The sequence below is a fragment of the Massilia sp. LXY-6 genome, from assembly GCF_051233485.1.
Classification (GTDB): Bacteria; Pseudomonadota; Gammaproteobacteria; order Burkholderiales; family Burkholderiaceae_D; genus Telluria.
On the sequence record NZ_JBKFGF010000011.1, the window covers coordinates 120,992 to 137,748 of the forward strand.

Annotated in this window: 18 protein-coding genes; 16 read left to right on the forward strand and 2 right to left on the reverse strand. The window is 63.0% G+C overall.

Translation table 11 applies throughout. The features are described 5' to 3' along the window. Positions 1-587 precede the first annotated feature (587 nt). From mnmG to ACI48D_RS06495, 13 genes are all read left to right on the forward strand, one after another. Positions 588-2,522, forward strand: a complete 1,935-nt coding sequence (mnmG, locus tag ACI48D_RS06435) for a tRNA uridine-5-carboxymethylaminomethyl(34) synthesis enzyme MnmG (protein WP_435570389.1) — start codon at positions 588-590, stop codon at positions 2,520-2,522. Continuing rightward, positions 2,519-3,178: a 16S rRNA (guanine(527)-N(7))-methyltransferase RsmG gene (rsmG, locus tag ACI48D_RS06440; RefSeq protein WP_435570390.1), complete on the forward strand. Its 660-nt coding sequence runs from the start codon at positions 2,519-2,521 to the stop codon at positions 3,176-3,178. The genes mnmG and rsmG overlap by 4 nt, the downstream gene beginning before the upstream one ends. 103 nt (positions 3,179-3,281) lie before the next feature. Continuing rightward, on the forward strand, positions 3,282-4,052 hold the full coding sequence (locus tag ACI48D_RS06445; RefSeq protein WP_435570391.1) for a ParA family protein: 771 nt from the start codon (positions 3,282-3,284) through the stop codon (positions 4,050-4,052). A gap of 29 nt (positions 4,053-4,081) precedes the next feature. Further along, complete coding sequence (locus tag ACI48D_RS06450; RefSeq protein WP_435570392.1) at positions 4,082-4,963, forward strand: ParB/RepB/Spo0J family partition protein; 882 nt, start codon at positions 4,082-4,084, stop codon at positions 4,961-4,963. 261 nt (positions 4,964-5,224) lie between these two features. Continuing rightward, positions 5,225-5,569 carry an ATP synthase subunit I gene (locus tag ACI48D_RS06455; protein ID WP_435570393.1) on the forward strand — a complete coding sequence of 115 codons (345 nt, stop codon included), beginning with the start codon at positions 5,225-5,227 and terminating at the stop codon, positions 5,567-5,569. After that, the gene (atpB, locus tag ACI48D_RS06460; protein WP_435570394.1) at positions 5,566-6,399 is read left to right on the forward strand and encodes a F0F1 ATP synthase subunit A; all 834 of its coding nucleotides are present in this window, start codon (positions 5,566-5,568) and stop codon (positions 6,397-6,399) included. The genes ACI48D_RS06455 and atpB overlap by 4 nt, the downstream gene beginning before the upstream one ends. Before the next feature lie 86 nt (positions 6,400-6,485). After that, positions 6,486-6,728: a F0F1 ATP synthase subunit C gene (atpE, locus tag ACI48D_RS06465; RefSeq protein ID WP_052234347.1), complete on the forward strand. Its 243-nt coding sequence runs from the start codon at positions 6,486-6,488 to the stop codon at positions 6,726-6,728. A 73-nt stretch (positions 6,729-6,801) separates the two neighbouring features. Next, complete coding sequence (locus ACI48D_RS06470) at positions 6,802-7,272, forward strand: F0F1 ATP synthase subunit B (RefSeq protein ID WP_435570395.1); 471 nt, start codon at positions 6,802-6,804, stop codon at positions 7,270-7,272. Positions 7,273-7,274: 2 nt separating this feature from the next. After that, positions 7,275-7,808, forward strand: coding sequence for a F0F1 ATP synthase subunit delta (locus ACI48D_RS06475; protein WP_435570396.1), 534 nt, complete (start codon positions 7,275-7,277; stop codon positions 7,806-7,808). A gap of 71 nt (positions 7,809-7,879) precedes the next feature. Continuing rightward, entirely contained in the window at positions 7,880-9,415 is a 1,536-nt protein-coding gene (atpA, locus tag ACI48D_RS06480) for a F0F1 ATP synthase subunit alpha (protein WP_435570397.1), read from the forward strand. A 59-nt stretch (positions 9,416-9,474) separates the two neighbouring features. Next, positions 9,475-10,356, forward strand: coding sequence for a F0F1 ATP synthase subunit gamma (gene atpG / locus ACI48D_RS06485; protein WP_435570398.1), 882 nt, complete (start codon positions 9,475-9,477; stop codon positions 10,354-10,356). A 67-nt stretch (positions 10,357-10,423) separates the two neighbouring features. Then, the gene (atpD, locus tag ACI48D_RS06490; RefSeq protein WP_435570399.1) at positions 10,424-11,827 is read left to right on the forward strand and encodes a F0F1 ATP synthase subunit beta; all 1,404 of its coding nucleotides are present in this window, start codon (positions 10,424-10,426) and stop codon (positions 11,825-11,827) included. A gap of 22 nt (positions 11,828-11,849) precedes the next feature. After that, on the forward strand, positions 11,850-12,275 hold the full coding sequence (locus ACI48D_RS06495) for a F0F1 ATP synthase subunit epsilon (protein WP_435570400.1): 426 nt from the start codon (positions 11,850-11,852) through the stop codon (positions 12,273-12,275). A gap of 49 nt (positions 12,276-12,324) precedes the next feature. Here ACI48D_RS06495 and ACI48D_RS06500 read toward each other — a convergent pair whose 3' ends face one another. Next, positions 12,325-12,945 (reverse strand): peptidoglycan recognition protein family protein, encoded by a 621-nt coding sequence (locus ACI48D_RS06500; protein ID WP_435570401.1) that lies wholly within the window; start codon positions 12,943-12,945, stop codon positions 12,325-12,327. Between the two features lie 70 nt (positions 12,946-13,015). On the opposite strand from ACI48D_RS06500, the gene ACI48D_RS06505 reads away from it, so the two are divergent. The 3 genes from ACI48D_RS06505 to ACI48D_RS06515 are packed head-to-tail and all read left to right on the forward strand — an operon-like array spanning position 13,016 to position 14,909. Next, the gene (locus ACI48D_RS06505) at positions 13,016-13,444 is read left to right on the forward strand and encodes a CoA-binding protein (RefSeq protein WP_435570402.1); all 429 of its coding nucleotides are present in this window, start codon (positions 13,016-13,018) and stop codon (positions 13,442-13,444) included. Next, a complete protein-coding gene (locus tag ACI48D_RS06510; RefSeq protein WP_435570403.1) occupies positions 13,441-14,280 on the forward strand; it encodes a PPK2 family polyphosphate kinase in 840 nt (279 codons plus the stop codon). The genes ACI48D_RS06505 and ACI48D_RS06510 overlap by 4 nt, the downstream gene beginning before the upstream one ends. 38 nt (positions 14,281-14,318) lie before the next feature. Next, positions 14,319-14,909: a glutathione peroxidase gene (locus ACI48D_RS06515; RefSeq protein WP_435570404.1), complete on the forward strand. Its 591-nt coding sequence runs from the start codon at positions 14,319-14,321 to the stop codon at positions 14,907-14,909. Positions 14,910-14,913: 4 nt separating this feature from the next. Here ACI48D_RS06515 and pabB read toward each other — a convergent pair whose 3' ends face one another. Continuing rightward, positions 14,914-16,749 (reverse strand): aminodeoxychorismate synthase component I, encoded by a 1,836-nt coding sequence (gene pabB / locus ACI48D_RS06520; RefSeq protein WP_435570405.1) that lies wholly within the window; start codon positions 16,747-16,749, stop codon positions 14,914-14,916. Positions 16,750-16,757: the final 8 nt, after the last annotated feature.

Below are 16,757 nucleotides of genomic sequence, written 5' to 3' on the forward strand. Positions count from 1 at the left end.
CCCATGCGCCAGTTGGTGCAATCGGGCGGCACAGGCCGGTGCCGGCCGCGGCGGTCGGAACGAACTGCTCGCCGTTGAAAGTCGATTCATGACGATCCCGGCAATCGCCAAGTCCACGGCTTTTGTAATTCACTGATGGCGCCGTTCGCGTATCCCTTCGCATTGGTCATGGCAATGATGGGCGCAAGCGGCGGTTGGCGTTGACGAGCGGGGTGGTCTTTCGGCGCTTGAGGTGATCGCCGGCGGCCGGGCGTCCGAGCCCTGCGCCGCAGACAGGGTGCCCGTTGTCGTCTTGCGATCCAAGGTTGCCGTTCCGCTTGGGAACCCTGCGCTGCTGCTGGACGGAAGAGGGCGGTCCCTGGCAGCGTTCCTCCAATGCCCGACTTGGACTTGAACGTGGACTCGACCGATCGGACGGCGGCACGGAAACAGGATTGCTCGCATGATAGACAATGCTGAGAAGTCAGCGCGGCGCCACAATCCTTGGTTTCACGTGAAACATTCCAGCGGAATTCAGGCAGAGATGAAGCTGCACAGAAAAAAGAATCTATAATCCCTGCTTAACTCTCCTCGCAGTACATTCCATCATGCTATTTCCGACAGAATTCGACGTGATCGTCGTCGGCGGCGGCCATGCCGGCACCGAAGCGGCTCTTGCGTCCGCACGCATGGGGCAAAAGACCCTATTGCTTACCCACAACATCGAGACCCTCGGTGCGATGTCCTGCAATCCGTCGATCGGCGGCATCGGCAAGGGCCACCTGGTCAAGGAAGTCGACGCCATGGGCGGCGCGATGGCGATTGCCACCGACGAGGCCGGCATCCAGTTCCGTATCCTGAACTCGTCCAAGGGCCCGGCCGTGCGCGCTACCCGTGCCCAGGCCGACCGCGTCCTGTACAAGGCGGCGATCCGCTCGCGCCTGGAAAACCAGCCGAACCTGTGGCTGTTCCAGCAGTCGGTGGACGACCTGATCGTCGAAGGCGAGCGCGTGGTCGGCGCCGTGACCCAGATCGGCTTGCAGTTCCGCGCCCGCGCCGTGGTGCTCACCGCCGGTACTTTCCTGGACGGGAAGATCCACGTCGGCCTGCAGAATTACACGGCCGGCCGTGCGGGCGACCCGGCGGCGGTATCGCTGTCCGCGCGCCTGAAGGAACTCAAGCTGCCGCAGGGCCGCCTGAAGACCGGCACGCCGCCGCGCATCGATGGCCGCAGCATCGACTTTTCCGCGATGAGCGAACAGCCGGGCGACCTCGATCCGGTGCCGGTGTTCTCGTACATGGGCAATGTCGCCATGCACCCGAAACAGGTGCCATGCTGGGTTACGCACACGAATGCGCAGACCCACGAGATCATCCGCAAGGGCCTGGACCGCAGCCCGATGTACACCGGCGTGATCGAAGGCGTCGGCCCGCGCTACTGCCCGTCGATCGAAGATAAGATCCACCGCTTCGCGTCGAAGGAATCGCACCAGATCTTCCTCGAGCCGGAAGGTCTTACCACCAACGAGTTTTATCCGAACGGGATCTCGACCAGTCTGCCGTTCGACGTGCAGCTGGCCTTGGTGCGCTCGATGCGCGGCCTGGAAAATGCCTTCATCCTGCGTCCCGGCTATGCGATCGAATACGATTATTTCGATCCACGCGGCCTGAGGGCTTCGCTGGAAACGAAGGCGATTAGCGGCCTGTTCTTCGCCGGCCAGATCAACGGCACCACCGGCTATGAAGAAGCGGCGGCGCAGGGCATGCTCGCCGGTATCAACGCGGCGCTGCAGACCCAGGGTAAACAAGCCTGGACCCCGGGCCGCTCGGAAGCCTACCTCGGCGTGCTGGTCGACGACCTCACGACCCAGGGCGTGGCCGAGCCCTACCGCATGTTCACCAGCCGCGCCGAGTATCGCCTGTCGCTGCGTGAAGACAATGCGGATATGCGCCTGACCGAGATCGGCCGCAAGCTGGGCGTGGTCGGCGATGCCCAATGGGAGGCCTTCGAGCGCAAGCGCGAAGCCGTGGCCGTGGAGCTGGAACGCCTGCGCTCGACCTGGGTCAACCCGCGCATCCTGGCGGCCGCCGAATCCGAACGCGTGATCGGCCAGGCCATCGAACGCGAGTACAACCTGGCCGACCTGCTGCGTCGTCCGGGCGTCGAATATGACAAGCTCGTCACCCTGCAGGGCGTCGACGGCCAGTCGCTGGCCGGCCCGGGCGTGGCAGACCCCGCCGTGAAGGAACAGGTGGAGATCCAGCTGAAGTATTCCGGCTATATCGATCGCCAGGCGAGGGAAGTGGAACGCCACGACTATTACGAGAACCTGAAGCTGCCGGAAAACCTGAACTACCTGGAGATTACGGCGCTGTCGATCGAGGTCAGACAAAAGCTCGACAAGCAGCGTCCGGAAACCCTGGGCCAGGCTTCGCGTATTTCCGGCGTGACCCCGGCGGCCATTTCGCTGCTGCTGGTGCACCTGAAAAAGCGCGGCGCCAAAGGATTCACCAATGCGCCCAGCGAGGAAACCGCTGAATGAAGAATTTCGACCGCAATACCCTGTCCCAGGTGCTGTTTGACGGCATCGCCGAGATGCAGCTGGATGTCTCCGGGGAACAGCAGGGCAGGTTGATGGACTACCTGGCCCTGATGTTCAAGTGGAACTCCGTCTATAACCTGACTTCGCTGCGCGACCCGATGCAGATGGTGACCCACCACCTGCTCGATTCGCTGGCCGCAGTGCCGGCCTTCGCCGGCGCACGCAATGTGCTGGACGTGGGTTCGGGCGGCGGCCTGCCGGGCATCGTGCTGGCCATCGTCCGCCCGGACATGAAGGTGTCGATGATCGACACCGTGCACAAGAAAACCGCCTTCCTCACCCAGGTGAAGGCCGAGCTCGGCTTGAGCAACGTCACCGTCTACACGGCGCGGGTCGAACAGCTGCAGGTGAGCGACAAATTCGACGTCATCACCTCGCGCGCTTTCGCGGACCTGTCAGATTTCGTCAACTGGTCTTCGCACCTGCTGGCGGAGGGCGGGTGCTATATCGCCTTGAAAGGGGTGGCGCCGCAGGAGGAACAGCAAAGGCTGCCGGCCGCATGGCGGGTAAGCAAAGTGGAACCCCTGCAGGTGCCCAGGCTGGGCGCGGAACGCCATCTCGTGTTCATCGAAAAAGTACGCGAGAGATTGGAATAAAAGCGCAACGGTCTAAACGATATAAACCGTTTATACCGTATTACCAAATAAACCGTATATATCGTTTTAATGGTATGAACGGTATGGCTTTTTGAAGGCATACATGGCGAAAATTTTTTGCGTAGCAAACCAGAAGGGCGGGGTCGGCAAGACCACCACCAGCGTCAACCTGTCCGCCGGGCTGGCCAAGCTGGACCAGCGCGTGCTGCTGGTCGACCTGGACCCGCAGGGCAACGCCACCATGGGGGCAGGGATCAACAAGGCCGGGCTCGAGTCCTCGATCTACGAGGTGCTGCTCGGCGAGGCCGACGTGGCGTCCGCGCGGCTGCGCAGCGAAGCCGGGCGCTTCGACGTGCTGCCGGCGAACCGCGAGCTGGCCGGCGCCGAAGTCGAGATGGTGGAGCTGGACAACCGCGAGCGCCGCCTGAAGGAGGCGCTCGCCAAGGTCGATGCCGATTACGACTTCATCCTGATCGACTGCCCGCCGGCACTGTCGATGCTGACCCTGAACGGCCTGGTGTGCGCGCACGGCGTGATCATCCCGATGCAATGCGAGTACTACGCGCTGGAAGGCTTGTCCGACCTGGTCAACACGATCAAGAAGGTGCACGCCAACCTGAACCACGACCTGCGCATCATCGGCCTGCTGCGCGTGATGTTCGATCCGCGCATGACCTTGTCGCAGCAGGTGTCGAGCCAGCTCGAACAGCATTTCGGCGACAAGGTTTTCAAAACCATCATCCCGCGCAACGTGCGCCTGGCCGAAGCGCCGTCCTACGGTATCCCGGGCGTCGTGTTCGACCCGTCGTCGAAGGGCGCCCAGGCGTATATCGCGTTCGGCGCGGAGATGGTCGAACGCATCAAGACCATGTAATCAACATACAACAACGACAGTCCAACACCATGGCAACCAAAAAACTGAAAGGGCTCGGCCGCGGCCTCGACGCCCTGCTCGGCGGCGATGCGCACGAGACCCCGGCCGCGCCCGCAGGCAGCCCCTCCACTTTGCCGGTCACCCGCATCCAGGCCGGCAAGTACCAGCCGCGTACCCGCATGGACGACGGTTCGCTGTCCGAGCTGGCGGCGTCGATCAAGAGCCAGGGCATCATGCAGCCGGTGCTGGTGCGGCCGGTCGCAGGTGCCGGCGACATCGCGTACGAGATCATCGCCGGCGAACGCCGCTTCCGCGCGGCCCAGCTGGCCGGCCTGGACGAGATCCCGGTGCTGGTGCGCGAGGTCGACGACCAGAACGCGGCGGCGATGGCCCTGATCGAGAACATCCAGCGCGAAGACCTGAATCCGCTCGAAGAAGCGCAGGGCATCGCACGCCTGATCTCGGAATTCGACTTTACCCACGAACAGGCGGCAAATGCCGTCGGCCGCTCGCGCAGCGCCGTCTCCAACCTGCTGCGCCTGGTGAACCTGGCCCAGCCGGTGCAGACCATGCTGATGGCAGGGGATATCGACATGGGCCATGCGCGTGCCCTGCTGGCGGTCGATGCCGCCAGCCAGATCGCGCTGGCGAACCAGGTCATTGCGAAACGCCTGTCGGTGCGCGAGACCGAGAAACTGGTCGCCCGCACGCTGGAAGAGCAGAACGCCCCGGCCGAGGCAAAGCGCCAGAAGGAAAAGTCGGGCGACCTCGTGCGCCTGGAGGAAGAGCTGTCCGACCGCCTCGCCACCCCGGTCGTGTTCAAGATGGGGAACAAGGGCAGGGGACAGATGATCATCGACTTCGCCGACCTCGACGTGCTCGAAAGCGTGCTGGCCCGCCTGCGCGATTAATTTGTTGCACCATTTCCACACTGTGGGCAAGTGCTTACTTGTCCACAGTCACCCGTTGCGCATCCCTGCTAATAACTGATTTTCGTAGGAAATTTAACAGTTTCGGCATAAATCCTTTGTCATTTTTGCATCTTCCTGGCCGCGATATAAGGACGGAAGAGTTTGACTACCGCCTTCATAAGCCCTTATAATTCCGCTGATTCATGTAATTACCATACCGTAACTCGGTTCCACCACGGCTGGCGCGAAAGAACAATAAAAATGCTGCGCTTGGTCTCCCTGCAAATGATGGCAACACTGGTAGCCGGCGTGATCGCCGGACTGCTCGGGGGGTGGCCTGCGATGTTTTCGGCGGTACTTGGCGGCTTGTGTTGTGTCGTTCCCAACGCTGTCATGGCAGTGCGCCTGTTCGCCAGTGCGCAAAAGCCGGGCGGCGCGAACCCTGCCACATTTTTCATCTGGGAATTTGTAAAGATTGCTTTAACGCTCGCGCTGCTGTACGTAACGGCGCGGCTTTACCACGATCTGAACTGGTTCGCCTTGCTGGGCGGCTTCATCGTGGCGCTAAAAAGTTACATCATCTTAATATTTAGGCAGAAACAATGACGAGTCCAACGGCAGAAAATGCGGCGGCGCATGCGCCTACCGCAGGAGAATACATTTCCCACCACCTGGGTCACCTGACCAACATCCACCAGGGCTTCATCGTAGACTTCAAAGTCATCAACTACGATACCGTGTTCTGGTCGATTTTGATGGGTGTTATCGGTGTATTTGTCCTGTGGCTCGGCACGCGCCGCGCCACCTCGGGTGTGCCGGGCCGTTTCCAGGGCGCCATCGAAGCCGTCGTCGAGATGGTCGAAGACCAGTCAAAATCCATTATCCACGGCGATCGCCGCTTCATCGCACCGCTGGCACTGACCGTGTTCGTCTGGGTGTTCCTGATGAACTGCCTGGACTTCCTGCCGGTCGACCTGTTCGCCGCCATCCTGCGCGCCATGGGCATGGGTGAGATGCACTTCCGCATCGTCCCGACCGCCGACCTGAACGGTCCGCTGGGCATGTCGCTGGGCGTGCTGGCCGTGGTCCTGTATTACAACCTGAAGGTCAAGGGCGTCGGCGGCTGGGTCCACGAGCTGTTCGCCGCGCCCTTCGGTATCTATATGGCTCCGTTCAACTTCCTGTTGAACATGATCGAATACGCAGCACGTACGGTGTCGCTCGGCATGCGACTGTTCGGCAACATGTACGCCGGTGAGCTGCTGTTCCTGTTGATTGCCCTGCTCGGTGCGCTGGCTGGCCCGTTCGGTATTGTCGGCCAAATCGTTGCAGGTTCGGCTTGGGCAATCTTCCACATCCTGATCGTGCTCCTCCAGGCTTTCATCTTCATGATGCTGACGCTGGTGTACATCGGTCAGGCCCACGAGAGCCACTGACCGACGCGATCGCAAGAACGAACAAGATAGTGGTAGTAAAGAGTTGTAAATTTCTTAATTTTTTAACACACTTTTGGAGTAACACAATGACTGACTATTCTTACATTGCGCTGGCTTGCGGTCTGATCATCGGCCTGGGTGCAATTGGTGCCTGTATCGGTATCGCTCTGATGGGCGGCAAATACCTGGAAGCTTCGGCACGTCAGCCTGAACTGATGAACACCCTGCAGACCAAGATGTTCCTGCTGGCCGGCCTGATCGACGCGGCATTCCTGATCGGTGTTGGTATCGCAATGCTGTTCGCGTTCGCAAATCCGTTCCACGCCTAATCGAAACATTATTCGATTCTGAACAGCCGAACCGCTCCGGTTCGGCATCCGTTTTTGTGAGAAGGAATTTACCGTGAACTTGAACGCAACCCTGTTTGTTCAGTTCGTGGTCTTCTTCATCCTGGTGTTCGTCACGATGAAATTCGTGTGGCCGCCGGTGATGAAAGCGCTCGACGAGCGCGCCGAGAGGATCGCGAACGGCCTGGCCGCTGCTGACCGCGGCAAGGCAGAAATGGCTGCCGCCGAAAAACGCATCGCCGCCGAACTGGCATCGACCCGCGAAGAAAGCGTCAAGCGCATCGCCGACGCCGAAAAGCGTGCCCAGGCCATCATCGAAGACGCCAAGCAGACCGCTGCCGTCGAAGCCGCGCGCATCATCGAAGCTGCCAAGGCCGACGCCGAGCAGCAAGTGACCCGCGCCCGCGAAGAACTGCGCGGCCAGGTGGCTGCCCTCGCCGTTGCCGGTGCCGAGCAGATCCTCAAGCGCGAGGTGAACGCAACGGCCCACGCCGACCTGCTGAACCGTCTGTCGACCGAGCTCTGATTATGGCTGAGTTCGCAACCGTCGCCCGCCCCTACGCCGAAGCGCTGTTCCGTGTCGCCCAGAATGGCGACATGGCGGCCTGGACCGGCATTGTCTCGGAACTGGCCCAGATCGGCGCCAATCCGGACGTGCAGGCTTTTGCCGGCAATCCGAACGTCACGCCGGCACAACTGGCCGAGACGATTGCGTCGCTGGTCAAGTCGCCGCTGAACGCCGAAGCGAAGAACTTCATTGCGATGCTGGCCGAAAACGGCCGTGTCGCGCTGCTGCCGGAAATCGCCGACCAGTTCTTCCTGCTGAAGAACGCCTCGGCCGGTGCCGCCGACGCGACTGTCTACAGCGCGTTCGACCTGTCGGCAGACCAGGTGACCGCGCTGGTCGCCACGCTGGAAAAGAAATTTGGCCGCAAGCTCAACCCCACGGTCGAAGTCGACCCCTCGCTGATCGGTGGTGTGCGCGTGGTCGTCGGTGACGAAGTGCTGGATACCTCGGTCCGCGCGAAGCTGCAGCAAATGCATCACGCGCTGGTGGCCTGAGGATCTTTGCACCGTCTACCGCGTCCAAGCCCTTGCCCTACGCATCAAGAAACTATTAGGAGTTAGCACTCATGCAACTTAATTCGTCTGAAATCAGCGAACTGATCAAGAGCCGCATCCAGGGCCTCGAAGGTTCGGCTGATGTTCGTAACCAAGGCACGGTGATCTCCGTCGCCGACGGTATCTGCCGCATCCATGGTCTGTCGGACGTGATGCAGGGCGAGATGCTGGAATTCCCGGGTAACACCTTCGGTCTGGCGATGAACCTCGAGCGCGACTCGGTCGGCGCCGTGATCCTGGGTGCTTACGAGCACATCTCCGAAGGCGACACCGTCAAGACCACCGGCCGCATCCTCGAAGTGCCGGTCGGTCCGGAACTGCGCGGCCGCGTCGTCAACGCACTCGGCCAGCCGATCGACGGCAAGGGCCCGATCACGGCTTCGCTGACCGCCCCGATCGAAAAGATCGCCCCGGGCGTGATCGCGCGTGAATCCGTCTCGCAGCCGATGCAGACCGGTATCAAGTCGATCGACGCGATGGTGCCGATCGGCCGTGGCCAGCGCGAGCTGATCATCGGCGACCGCCAGACCGGTAAATCGGCTGTCGCAGTCGACGCGATCATCAACCAGAAGGGTCAGAACATGACCTGCGTGTACGTGGCGATCGGCCAGAAGGCCTCGACCATCAAGAACATCGTGCGCTCGCTGGAAGAGCATGGCGCGATGGAGTACACCATCGTCGTGGCTGCTTCCGCTTCGGAATCGGCAGCGATGCAGTACATCTCGGCCTACTCGGGCTGCGCGATGGGCGAATACTTCCGCGACCGCGGCGAAGACGCGCTGATCGTGTACGACGACCTGTCGAAGCAAGCCGTTGCTTATCGCCAGATCTCGCTGCTGCTGCGCCGTCCGCCGGGCCGCGAAGCGTATCCGGGCGACGTGTTCTACCTGCACAGCCGCCTGCTGGAGCGTGCCGCTCGCGTGAACGCCGACTACGTGTCCGCCTTCACCAACGGCGCCGTGACCGGCAAGACCGGTTCGCTGACCGCACTGCCGATCATCGAGACCCAGGCGGGCGACGTCTCGGCCTTCGTGCCGACCAACGTGATCTCGATTACCGACGGCCAGATCTTCCTGGAGACCTCGCTGTTCAACGCCGGTATCCGTCCGGCGATCAACGCCGGTATCTCGGTGTCGCGCGTTGGTGGCGCCGCCCAGACCAAGGTCATCAAGGGCCTGTCCGGCGGTATCCGTACCGACCTGGCGCAGTACCGTGAGCTGGCTGCGTTCGCGCAGTTCGCATCGGACCTGGACGAGTCGACCCGCAAACAGCTGGACCGCGGTGCACGCGTGACCGAACTGCTGAAGCAGAAGCAGTACTCGCCGCTGCCGATCTCGCTGATGGCCGCGTCGCTGTTCGCCGTCAACAAGGGTTATTTCGACGATATCGAAGTCAAGCGCGTGCTGGATTTCGAAGCCGGCCTGCACGGCTTCCTGAAGTCCAGCCATGGCGCCCTGCTGTCGAAGATCGACGACAGCAAAGCCCTGGACAAGGACGGCGAAGCAGCGCTGGCCGCCGCCATCGCCGACTTCAAGAAGTCGTTCTAAGCGCGCATCGATGGAATACGGGACCGGGGCAACCTGGTCCCTATAAGGAGTAAGGGCTCATGGCAGCAGGCAAAGAGATACGTGGCAAGATCAAGAGCGTAGAAAATACGAAGAAGATCACCAAGGCGATGGAAATGGTCGCCGCGTCCAAGATGCGCAAGGCGCAGGACCGGATGCGCGCCGCCCGTCCCTACAGCGAGAAGGTCCGTAACATCACGGCCAACCTCGCCACTGCGAACCCGGAGTACACCCACGCGTTCATGGCCAACGCCAAGGACACGAAAGCGAAAGCCGTCGGCTTCATCGTCGTCACGACCGACAAAGGTCTGTGCGGCGGCATGAACACCAACGTGCTGCGCCAGGTGACGCAGAAGACCCGCGAGCTGGAAGCCGCGGGCAATCGGATTGAAGTCGTTGCAATCGGCAACAAGGGTCTGGGCTTCCTGAACCGCATTGGCGTGAAGGTCGTTTCGAGTGTCACGCAAATCGGCGACACCCCGCACCTGGACAAGCTGATCGGCCCGATTAAGGTCATGCTCGACGCTTACCAGGATGGTCAGCTGGACGCGGTGTACCTGTGCTACACCAAGTTCATCAACACCATGCGCCAGGAACCGGTGGTCGAGCAACTGCTCCCGCTGCCGGCCGGGCACCTGCAGGCCGATGCAAGCGCCCACTCGTGGGACTACATCTACGAGCCGGACGCGCAAGTCGTCATCGACGAGCTGCTGATGCGCTACGTCGAAGCGCTGATCTACCAGTCGGTGGCCGAGAACCTGGCGTCCGAGCAGTCGGCGCGCATGGTGGCGATGAAGGCCGCGACCGACAACGCGGGCAACGTCATCGGCGAGCTGAAGCTGGTCTACAACAAGACCCGTCAGGCAGCGATTACGAAAGAACTCTCCGAGATCGTGTCGGGCGCAGCTGCAATTAGCGCTTAACAGCGGCAGCTAAGCCGAATAAACGACCTCTCGTAACGAAATTAAAACTATATCTGAAGGAACGAACATGGCTGATGGCAAAATCGTTCAGTGTATCGGCGCCGTGGTTGACGTGGAATTCCCGCGCAACGCAATGCCGAAAGTGTACGACGCACTGAAAATGGAAGGCTCCGAACTGACCCTGGAAGTCCAGCAGCAGCTGGGTGACGGCATCGTCCGTACCATTGCACTGGGCAGCTCGGAAGGCCTGCGTCGCGGCATGATTATCCAGAACACCGGCAACCCGATCATGGTGCCAGTTGGCAACGCGACCCTGGGCCGCATCATGGACGTGCTGGGCAACCCGATCGACGAGCGCGGTCCGGTCGCTGCCTCCCGCACCGCCTCGATCCACCGTACCGCACCGGCCTACGACGAGCTGTCGCCGTCGCAGGACCTGCTGGAAACCGGCATCAAGGTGATCGACCTGGTCTGCCCGTTCGCCAAAGGCGGTAAGGTCGGCCTGTTCGGCGGCGCCGGCGTCGGCAAGACCGTCAACATGATGGAACTGATCAACAACATCGCTAAAGCGCACTCGGGTCTGTCCGTGTTCGCCGGCGTGGGTGAGCGTACCCGTGAAGGTAACGACTTCTACCACGAGATGGCCGATGCGAAGGTCGTTGACCTGGACAACCTGGGCAACTCGAAGGTGGCGATGGTCTACGGCCAGATGAACGAACCGCCGGGCAACCGTCTGCGCGTCGCGCTGACCGGCCTGACCATGGCGGAAGCCTTCCGTGACGAAGGCAAGGACGTTCTGTTCTTCGTGGACAACATCTACCGCTACACCCTGGCCGGTACCGAAGTCTCGGCACTGCTGGGCCGTATGCCGTCAGCGGTGGGCTACCAGCCGACCCTGGCCGAAGAGATGGGCCGCCTGCAGGAGCGCATCACCTCGACCAAGACCGGTTCGATCACCTCGATCCAGGCCGTGTACGTCCCTGCGGACGACTTGACCGACCCGTCGCCGGCAACCACCTTCGCCCACCTGGATTCGACCGTCGTGCTGTCGCGTGACATCGCCTCGCTGGGTATCTACCCGGCAGTCGATCCGCTGGACTCGACCTCGCGCCAGCTGGACCCGCTGGTCGTCGGTGAAGAGCACTACGCCACCGCCCGCGCCGTGCAGGGTACCCTGCAGCGCTACAAGGAACTGCGTGACATCATCGCGATTCTGGGCATGGACGAACTGGCACCGGAAGACAAGCTGGTCGTCGCTCGTGCACGTAAGATGCAGCGTTTCCTGTCGCAGCCGTTCCACGTCGCCGAAGTCTTCACCGGCGCACCGGGCAAGTACGTTTCGCTGAAAGACACGATCAAGGGCTTCAAGATGATCGCGTCGGGCGAACTGGACCACCTGCCGGAGCAGGCGTTCTACATGGTCGGCACCATCGAAGAAGCGATCGAGAAGGCCAAGAAGCTGGCTGCCTAAGCGGCTCCTTTAAGGGACACACATGGCAAACACTATTCACGTAGACGTCGTTTCGGCCGAAGAGCAGATCTTTTCGGGCGAAGCCGAGTTCGTCGCGTTGCCGGGTGAAACGGGTGAGCTGGGTATCTACCCGATGCACACCCCCTTGATCACGCGCATCCGTCCGGGCGCCGTGCGCATCACGATTCCCGGCCGCAGCGAAGAGGAATTCGTCTTCGTCGCGGGCGGCATCCTGGAAGTCCAGCCGAAAGGCGTGACCGTCCTGGCCGACACCGCGATCCGCGGCGCCGACCTGGACGAAGCGAAAGCCCAGGAAGCCAAGCGCAAGGCCGAAGAGCTGATGCTGAACAAGGAATCCGCGATCGATTACGCCAAGGCGCAAGCCGAACTGGCGGCCGCGATCGCCCAGCTGGCGGCCATCGCCAAGCTGCGTCACAAGGGACGCTGATCCAGCGTTTTAAGTGGCACATGAAAAGGCAGCCTGCGGGCTGCCTTTTTTATTGTCCAGGCTGCTCCTGCGCCAGCCGCAACGCCACCTTGTGCCTGAAATACCCGTCCTGCACATAGCGGTACAGGTTCGCGCCCGGGCACACGGTCTGTCGTGAAAAATCGCGGTGGCTGGCGATGTGGTCGAGGCTGACCCCGTACTTCTTCGCCAGCAGCGCCATCAAGCGCACCACCGCATCCAATTGCTGCCGGTTCGGCTCGACTTCCTCGAAATTCCCCACCACCTCGATCAGCGCGTGACCTAGCGGGTCGTATTCCGTATTCGTGTCGCCGGCATAATCGATCTTGCGGCCTTCGTAGATATTGCCGTCGAGATCGATGATGTAGTGGTAGGGGATGTCGAGCCAGTGTTTCGTCCCACGCGACCAGGTCTGCAAGTTGCGCAGGTACCGGCGCGGATCGGTGCCCGGCTTGAATGGCTCGCCCTGGTGATGCAGGGTGATGTGGGTGATGGTCTGGCGCTGCGCCCGCGCGGGGTCGGCCGGGGTGCCGCCCCAGCTTTCAACCGGGACGATGCTGCGTTCGACCTCGGCCAGAGACTGGGCCGGGGCAGGATGGGCGGCGCAAAAAAGCAGGGATAAGGCGAAGGCGAGGGCAGGGCGGAAACTCATGTGGATTCATGCGCCGAAGCGCGATGCAAAGATGATAAGCTGGTCATGACGATAACATAGTGAGCCCAGCATGCGAAACATCGAACAAATCCTCAAGACCGCCAAGACCGTCGCCGTGGTCGGCATGTCGAACAAACCGGAGCGCGCCAGCCACGAGGTGGCGGAATACCTGCAAGGGCAGGGCTACGAGATCCTGCCCGTGAACCCGGCCTATGCCGGCCAGCAGATTCTCGGCCGCACCGTCTACGCCACGCTGCAGGAAGCCGCCGATGCGCTGGCCAGGGATGGCAGGCGCATCGACGTGGTCGATGTTTTTCGCAAGCCCGAGGAAATCGGGCCGATCGCCCGCGATGCCATCGACGTACGCGCCGGCGTCTTGTGGATGCAGCTCGGGATCGAGAACCAGGCCGCGGGTGACCTGGCGCGCGCGGCCGGCCTCGACGTCGTCATGAACCACTGCATGCTGGTCGAGCACCGCAAGCTGGAAGCGCGGGCATGAAAGTCCGCGAACGCTTTCGCGCCCCGAAGAGCGTCAAGCTGCGCGACGAGGATGCCGGCCTGACGCCCCTGCGCGAAAAAAACGGCGAAAAAAACGGCGAGAAGAACGGCGGCGCCAAGCAGCGCGAGCGCGCGGCGACAAGCGACCTGATCGGCCAGGTGGCGCACTTCCAGGAGATGCTGTACGCCAGTCATCAACAGAAGTTGCTGCTGGTCCTGCAGGGCATGGACACCGCCGGCAAGGATGGCACGACGCGTGCGCTGTTCTCGCAGATCAGCCCGATGGGCTTGCAGGCCACTGGCTTCGCCGCCCCGACCGAGCGCGAACGGGCCCACGACTTCCTGTGGCGCGTGCATGCCCACGTGCCGGGCAACGGCCAGATCGCCGTGTTCAACCGCAGCCATTATGAGGACGTGCTGGTGCCGCGCGTGCTGGGCGACATCGACGGCAAGGAAACCAAGCGCCGCTACGCCCACATCCGCGACTTCGAGCGCATGCTGGCCGAGAGCGGTACGACGGTCGTGAAGGTGTTCCTGCACATCTCGAAGGACGAGCAGAAGAAGCGCCTGCAGGAGCGCCTCGACGATCCGGAAAAGCACTGGAAGTTCGACCCGACCGACATCAAAGTGCGCGAGCAGTGGGACGCCTACCAGCGCGCCTACGAAGATGCGATCGCCGCCACCAATCTCGACCACGCGCCCTGGTACATCGTGCCGGCCGATTCGAAGACCCACCGCAACCTGATCGTCGCCCATCTGCTGCTGGAGACGATGGAGGCCATGAAATTGTCGTGGCCGGCGCCGAAGGCCGATCTCGGCACGGTCAAGCTGGAATAGAATGCAGTTTCCTTAACCTCTCACGTCCGCCCGCCGCCATGTTCAAGACTACCGCCCTGCTGTTCTCCCTCGGCGCCGCCATCGCCGCCGCCGCTCCCGCCCAGGCGCAGAGCGCGTCGAACGCCGCGGCGCCGGCCGCGCCATCGGCATCCTGCCCGGCCGTGCTGAAGCACACCTTCAACCGTCTGCAGGACGAGGCGCCGCAGGACCTGTGCCAGTACGCCGGCAAGGTGGTGCTGGTGGTGAACACGGCCAGCTACTGCGGCTTTACTCCCCAGTACGAAGGATTGGAAGCCTTGTATGCCAAGTACGCCGCGCGCGGCCTGGTGGTGCTGGGCTTCCCGTCGAACGACTTCAAGCAGGAATCAAGCGATGCCAAGAAGATCGCCGACCTCTGCTACAACACCTACGGCGTGAAGTTCCCGATGTTCGCCAGCAGCGTGGTGAGCGGCGCCGGCGCCAACCCCCTGTATGCGGAGCTCATCAAGGCCACCGGCAACCAGCCGAAGTGGAACTTCAACAAGTACCTGATCGACCGTAACGGCAAGGTGCTCGACTACTTCCCGAGCAAGGTCACGCCGCAGGATCCGGCGCTGGTGTCGAAGATCGAGCAGGCGCTGGGCGGCTGAGCGATCAGGCTGCGCGCCGGATGGTGGCGCGCAGCGGCCCGCGCAGCGCATTGCAGACCACGATCTCCTGCGCGCGCTCCAGGGTCTCGCGCGCGATCGGGCATTCGATCGCTTGCCAGGCCGGGTCTTCCAGCAGCAGGGAGCGCATCACGCCGGGCAGCACGCCCGACGACAGCGGCGGCGTGTACCAGCGCTCGCCGACCCGCACGAATACGCTGCTGCGGCCGCCCTCGGCCAGTTCGCCGCGCTCGTTGAAGAACAGGGTGTCGAAGGCGCCCACGGCCTCCGCAGCCTTCCAGGCGGCGTCGTAGCGGCTGCGAATCGTCGTCTTGTGACGCGCGAACAGGGCGCTGGAGTCGACCGGCTCGTCCGAGAGCAGCACCTCGACCGGACCTTCCAGCGGCGAAAGCGGTGCGCTGTGCACCACGACTTCGCCGTCCGGCTGCAGGGCCAGGCGCAGGCGGTGCGGCGTGCCAGCCGGCAGCGCGGTGCAGGCGCCCACCGCACTCGCCCGCGCCAGCTCCTCGGCAAACGGAAAACCGAAGTAGGCGCTCGACGCGCGCAGGCGCGCCAGGTGGCGCTCCAGGTGGCGGCAGCCTTCCTCGCGGGTGGCATACATGGTCTCGAAGATCTCGAACCCGTTCGGCAGCTCCGTCAGGAAGCGCGCCTTCAGCCGGCACTCGGCATACTCCATCGCGGGATCGCTGTCGTACACGATGCCGGCCCCGACCCCGAGCTCGCCGCGCCGCACGCCGTTGTGCTCGGGCTGCAGCACCAGGGTGCGGATCGGCACCGACAGACAGAAATCGCCCGACTGCGCCCCGAACGCGGGCGGATCCATCCAGCCCAGCGCGCCCGTGTAGATGCCGCGCGGGGCCGGTTCCAGTTCGTGGATGATCTCCATGGTGCGGCGCTTTGGTGCCCCGGTGATCGAGCCGCAGGGGTACAAAGCGTCGAAGATCGCGTCCAGGCCGGTGCCATCGGCCAGCTGGGCCTGGACCGTGGAGGTCATCTGCAGCACGCTGCTGTAGCGGCGTACCTCGAACAAGGCCGGCACGCCGACGCTGCCGGTGCGCGCGATCCGGCCCAGGTCGTTGCGCAGCAGGTCGACGATCATCAGGTTCTCGGCGCGGTTCTTCGGATCGGCCGCCAAGGCGCTGGCACGCACCGCATCGAGGTCCTCGTCGCCGCTGGCCGGGGCGGTACCCTTCATCGGCCGTGCCAGCAGGCGCCCGGCGTCATGGCGCACGAACAGTTCGGGCGACAGCGACAGCACGGTGCGGCCGTCCGGCAGCCCGATCAGCGCGCCATAGGGCACCGGTTGGCGCTCGCGCAGGCGCGCGTACAGCGCGTGAACGGAACCGAAGGCGTCGAAGCGGATCCGGTAGGTGTAGTTGACCTGGTAGGTGTCGCCGGCGGCAATGTAGTCGCGGATGCGTTCGATGGCGCGCGTAAAGGCCGCTTCGTCGACGTTGGCGCGCACCTCGGCGATCCCGGCCGGGCCACCGGCGCGTTGCCGCAGCCAGTCCGACACCTCGTCCGCGGACAGCAGCTCGTAGCCGCGGAACAGCAGTACCTGGGCCAGCGGAGAATCGTGTAACTGCGCCTGCGCGGGCGGCACGATGCCGAGCAGTTGTTCGCCCAGCTCATAGGCCAGCACCGGCACCGCGTACAGGCCGGCCGCCAGGGCTTCCTGCAGGCGCGCCAGCAGCACCGGCCATTCGGCGGCCGTATGGCAGGCCAGCATGCCCGCATAGCCGCGGTACAGGCGCGAGCGCGACAGCGGGCCGGCGTCCGGACCGGCGTTGTCGAGCAGGGCGAAAATCGGGCCGTCGTCCATGGCGGGGC

Excerpts from the sequence above, each read along its gene's own strand:
- mnmG (WP_435570389.1), top strand. The coding sequence starts at position 588 with ATGCTATTTCCGACAGAATTCGACGTGATCGTCGTCGGCGGCGGCCAT.
- rsmG (WP_435570390.1), top strand. The coding sequence starts at position 2,519 with ATGAAGAATTTCGACCGCAATACCCTGTCCCAGGTGCTGTTTGACGGC.
- ACI48D_RS06445 (WP_435570391.1), top strand. The coding sequence starts at position 3,282 with ATGGCGAAAATTTTTTGCGTAGCAAACCAGAAGGGCGGGGTCGGCAAG.
- ACI48D_RS06450 (WP_435570392.1), top strand. The coding sequence starts at position 4,082 with ATGGCAACCAAAAAACTGAAAGGGCTCGGCCGCGGCCTCGACGCCCTG.
- ACI48D_RS06455 (WP_435570393.1), top strand. The coding sequence starts at position 5,225 with ATGCTGCGCTTGGTCTCCCTGCAAATGATGGCAACACTGGTAGCCGGC.
- atpB (WP_435570394.1), top strand. The coding sequence starts at position 5,566 with ATGACGAGTCCAACGGCAGAAAATGCGGCGGCGCATGCGCCTACCGCA.
- atpE (WP_052234347.1), top strand. The coding sequence starts at position 6,486 with ATGACTGACTATTCTTACATTGCGCTGGCTTGCGGTCTGATCATCGGC.
- ACI48D_RS06475 (WP_435570396.1), top strand. The coding sequence starts at position 7,275 with ATGGCTGAGTTCGCAACCGTCGCCCGCCCCTACGCCGAAGCGCTGTTC.
- atpA (WP_435570397.1), top strand. The coding sequence starts at position 7,880 with ATGCAACTTAATTCGTCTGAAATCAGCGAACTGATCAAGAGCCGCATC.
- atpG (WP_435570398.1), top strand. The coding sequence starts at position 9,475 with ATGGCAGCAGGCAAAGAGATACGTGGCAAGATCAAGAGCGTAGAAAAT.
- atpD (WP_435570399.1), top strand. The coding sequence starts at position 10,424 with ATGGCTGATGGCAAAATCGTTCAGTGTATCGGCGCCGTGGTTGACGTG.
- ACI48D_RS06495 (WP_435570400.1), top strand. The coding sequence starts at position 11,850 with ATGGCAAACACTATTCACGTAGACGTCGTTTCGGCCGAAGAGCAGATC.
- ACI48D_RS06500 (WP_435570401.1), bottom strand. The coding sequence starts at position 12,945 with ATGAGTTTCCGCCCTGCCCTCGCCTTCGCCTTATCCCTGCTTTTTTGC.
- ACI48D_RS06505 (WP_435570402.1), top strand. The coding sequence starts at position 13,016 with ATGCGAAACATCGAACAAATCCTCAAGACCGCCAAGACCGTCGCCGTG.
- ACI48D_RS06510 (WP_435570403.1), top strand. The coding sequence starts at position 13,441 with ATGAAAGTCCGCGAACGCTTTCGCGCCCCGAAGAGCGTCAAGCTGCGC.
- ACI48D_RS06515 (WP_435570404.1), top strand. The coding sequence starts at position 14,319 with ATGTTCAAGACTACCGCCCTGCTGTTCTCCCTCGGCGCCGCCATCGCC.
- pabB (WP_435570405.1), bottom strand. The coding sequence starts at position 16,749 with ATGGACGACGGCCCGATTTTCGCCCTGCTCGACAACGCCGGTCCGGAC.